General features: G+C 32.1%; 5 protein-coding genes. 4 read left to right on the top strand and 1 reads right to left on the bottom strand.

All coding sequences use genetic code 11. From position 1 onward, the window contains the following. The first annotated feature begins 322 nt into the window (after positions 1-322). The 4 genes from K6343_01570 to K6343_01555 all read left to right on the top strand — a co-directional run bounded on the left by K6343_01570 (position 323) and on the right by K6343_01555 (position 2,717). Entirely contained in the window at positions 323-610 is a 288-nt protein-coding gene (locus K6343_01570; GenBank protein MEF3244663.1) for a ferritin, read from the top strand. 21 nt (positions 611-631) lie between these two features. Further along, positions 632-781, top strand: a complete 150-nt coding sequence (locus K6343_01565; protein ID MEF3244662.1) for a hypothetical protein — start codon at positions 632-634, stop codon at positions 779-781. Between the two features lie 78 nt (positions 782-859). Continuing rightward, on the top strand, positions 860-1,501 hold the full coding sequence (locus K6343_01560; protein MEF3244661.1) for a DUF5752 family protein: 642 nt from the start codon (positions 860-862) through the stop codon (positions 1,499-1,501). Continuing rightward, positions 1,494-2,717 (top strand): glycosyltransferase, encoded by a 1,224-nt coding sequence (locus tag K6343_01555; GenBank protein MEF3244660.1) that lies wholly within the window; start codon positions 1,494-1,496, stop codon positions 2,715-2,717. The genes K6343_01560 and K6343_01555 overlap by 8 nt, the downstream gene beginning before the upstream one ends. 78 nt (positions 2,718-2,795) lie before the next feature. Here K6343_01555 and K6343_01550 read toward each other — a convergent pair. Continuing rightward, positions 2,796-3,392, bottom strand: a 597-nt coding sequence (locus tag K6343_01550) for a hypothetical protein (protein ID MEF3244659.1), incomplete at its 5' end; no start/stop codon positions are given.

Raw genomic sequence — 3,392 nt, 5'->3', positions numbered from 1 at the left:
GTATGTGACCATGACATATAGATCGTTTTGCCAATTCCATTTGCTTGAAAGTTTGTAGGAGCTGCTGGGAGAGTGAGCTTTGAAACACCCGAGGAAATTAATGAAACATCATCAGTTATATGTGTGTTGTCTTTTCTTAGTGCAATTATAAAGTAGGTGTATTTTTTATTCGAGAATACAGTTGTATCTGTAAATATTGTGGAAGATGATGCAAGGTTATCTATAATTTTTGCGCCTATTTATTTAAAGTTGAATAAAAATTTTTATTATTCTGTTATCGTTGTATAATTTGTGTAGTAATAATTATTAAAAGGAGGTTAGAATGGCAGGGAATCTTTATGAAGACCAAAAGGCAATGGGCGAAAAAGCGATGGATTTTCACAGGGCAATTTCATCTTTAATGGAAGAACTTGAAGCAATTGACTACTACAACCAGAGAATTGCTGTAACAACTGATGAAGATTTAAAGAAAATACTCATTCACAATAGAGATGAAGAAAAAGAACATGCTGCAATGCTAATTGAGTATTTAAGACGAATCGATCCAAAATTTGAGCATGAATTGAAAGACTATCTTTTCACATCAAAAGATTTTGGTGAAATGGGATAAACAGGATAAATATTTTTACTTATGCTAACAACTGATTACCATGCAAGGACTATTCCCGTAGGTATTGCTCTTTTTGAAGGCTTACATGGTGAAATTCCCTGGGGACAGATTATGGCAACTTCAACAATTGTATCAATTCCTTTAATTATATTAACTTTGATATTCCAGTGATATTGTTGAAGGTCTTACAGCAGGTGCAACAAAAGGTTAATTTTTTTGTTAAATGATTTAAAGTAAGAGAGATGAAAGATGGACAAAAAAGTTTTCAAATTTTATTCAGAGTATCATCTTGTGTTTTTATTAGGTTTAAAAGCAAAAAATTTAAAGGAGCTTAAAGAAGGCATAAAGAAAGTTCCTGAATCGTCAATATACTACCACACTCACAGGTTTTTACAGCAGCACTTTTATCTTTCTCCAGAACCTCCAAATGACTTTGCCTATTGGATAACGAACGTATTAAACATAAAGGAGTTGGGAGAGATTTTAGCAAGCATTGATGCAATAAGTTTTAGCAATTTAGAAGACCTTAGAAATGAATTTGTAAACTTATTAGAAAATTATCTTGAAGGAGAAGGATTTGATAGAAACTGTCTTCCTGGACAAGAATTTCACTTTATGAGCTGTAGAACGTTTGTAATCCCAACAAAATATGTTGCTCATGACTTAAAGGAATTTAAAGAAATCATTGAGAAAATAAGTTTTAATTCGATTTATTATCATATTTTTGAAGCAAGACTCAGAAGGAAAATTCCTGGAAACGACTTTTCTGAATGGTTTAAAATGCTCGGATTAAATGACCTTTCAAAAGAAATTTTAAAGTTAGACCCGTATACAATGACTTCCACAGAATTAAGGAACAAAATTATAAAGGTGGTAGAGAAATATGCCTAAATTAGAAGACTATGCTCCCATTGTAGGACAAGATGTTATAGATGACCTTTATTTACTTTCGGAAAGACTCCGTGACAAGATTATTACAAATATTAATTCTACAGCAGTTGGAGGAGGTGTAGCAGAAATTTTATCAAGGATGGTTCCCTTATTAAATCAACTGGGAATTAATGCAAAATGGGAAGTGATTAAAGGTGATGAAAAATTTTTCAATATCACAAAGAGAATTCATAATGCTCTTCACGGAGTAAATATCACACTTTTACAAGATGAGTTTGATTATTTTCTTGAAGTAAATAGGAAAAATGCAAAAGAATTAAATCTTCATGGTGATATATTTTTTATCCATGATCCACAACCTATTGCCCTAATAGAAGAAAGAAATAAAGTGGGCGGAAAGTGGGCATGGAGGTGTCATATTGATTTTACTACCCCACAAAAAGAGGTGATTAACTTCTTAAAAAAGTATATAAAGAAGTATGATGCATCAGTTTTTTCTGCTCCTGTTTTTGCAAGAAAGGATATTAGTATACCTAAAGTCCTTATTTCTCCATCGATAGATCCTCTAAGTGATAAAAACAAAGATCTTCCAAAAGAAAAGGTTGAAGAAATCGTTGAAAGTTTTGGTATTGATCTTGAAAGGCCAATTGTAACTCAAATTTCAAGGTTTGATTATTTAAAGGACCCTGTTGGTGTTATAAAAGTGTATAAAAAGGTAAAGAAGTATATAGATTGCCAGTTAGTGCTTGCTGGTGGTGGCGCAACAGATGACCCAGAAGGGATGAAAGTGCTTGAAAGTGTAAAAGAGGCAGCAGCAGATGATAAAGATATCCATGTTCTCTTATTGCCTCCAGACAGTAATATTGAAATTAATGCATTACAAAGAGCCTCAACTGTTGTGCTTCAAAAATCATTGAGAGAAGGTTTTGGTTTAACTGTTGCAGAAGCCTTATGGAAATCAAAACCAGTTATTGCCTCTGCTGTAGGAGGTATACCTCTTCAAATAACCCATAAGTATTCAGGAATTCTTACATATACAATAGATGGGACCGCTTATTATTTAAAGCAACTTTTAAATGAGAAGGAGTTCAGAGAAAAACTCGGTAAAAATGGACATGAGCATATAAAGAACAACTTCTTAATAACAAGGCATTTACGTGAGTATCTTTTGCTTTTCTTATCGTTATTCTATACTCAAGATATTGTGTATCAGTAGAAATTTTAAAAATTTACCTTTTGTAAAAAGCCCAATTTCTTATATTTAATGCACCTTGAAAAGGTGCACAATTTTTAATTAAGCCTTTTTGTATATAACTATATTTAAAGTAATCGTTAGTATTGTTGTTAGTATAAATGTCAGCATAATTCCTTTTGTTGTCCAAAGAGTATAATAAGATAGAATGAGATATTCAACAAGAAAAACTCCTAAAAGAAGAATAAAAAAGTAAGTAATTTTCATTTTTGAAAAGTAATAGATCTGGCATACTATGGATAAAAGAAATAGTGCAATTGCAATGTAGGAAAAGACAATAGGAGTGTTTAAGAAGGTTTTGCCAATTAACTCTGATGCAATTAACGCTATACTTGGCGAAAACCCCACAGTAATGCTACAAACTATGAAGGCAATAAGCATTTTCCGTGAGACACTATTTAGAACTGATTCTTCATAAACGTATTTTTTATCTAAAATAGGAAAAATAGAAACAAAAGAGAGCGTAAGAAGTATGAAATGGATACCAACTAAAATACCAAACTCTCTTGTGCTTAAGCTGTTGTCTATATGGAGTAGTAGTCCTAAGTGAGTAAGCATTAACATTGAAAGTGCCCAGAGATTGTTACTTGCAACTTCTTTTGTAAGTTTTAGGATGGGCTCATTTTCTTCCATTTTTAC

The sequence above is a fragment of the Caldisericaceae bacterium genome, assembly GCA_036574215.1.
GTDB lineage: Bacteria > Caldisericota > Caldisericia > Caldisericales > Caldisericaceae > Caldisericum.
This window is presented reverse-complemented; position numbering and strand designations above follow the sequence as displayed.

Coding starts and splice junctions, on each gene's coding strand:
- K6343_01570 (MEF3244663.1), top strand. CDS start 323: ATGGCAGGGAATCTTTATGAAGACCAAAAGGCAATGGGCGAAAAAGCG.
- K6343_01565 (MEF3244662.1), top strand. CDS start 632: ATGCTAACAACTGATTACCATGCAAGGACTATTCCCGTAGGTATTGCT.
- K6343_01560 (MEF3244661.1), top strand. CDS start 860: ATGGACAAAAAAGTTTTCAAATTTTATTCAGAGTATCATCTTGTGTTT.
- K6343_01555 (MEF3244660.1), top strand. CDS start 1,494: ATGCCTAAATTAGAAGACTATGCTCCCATTGTAGGACAAGATGTTATA.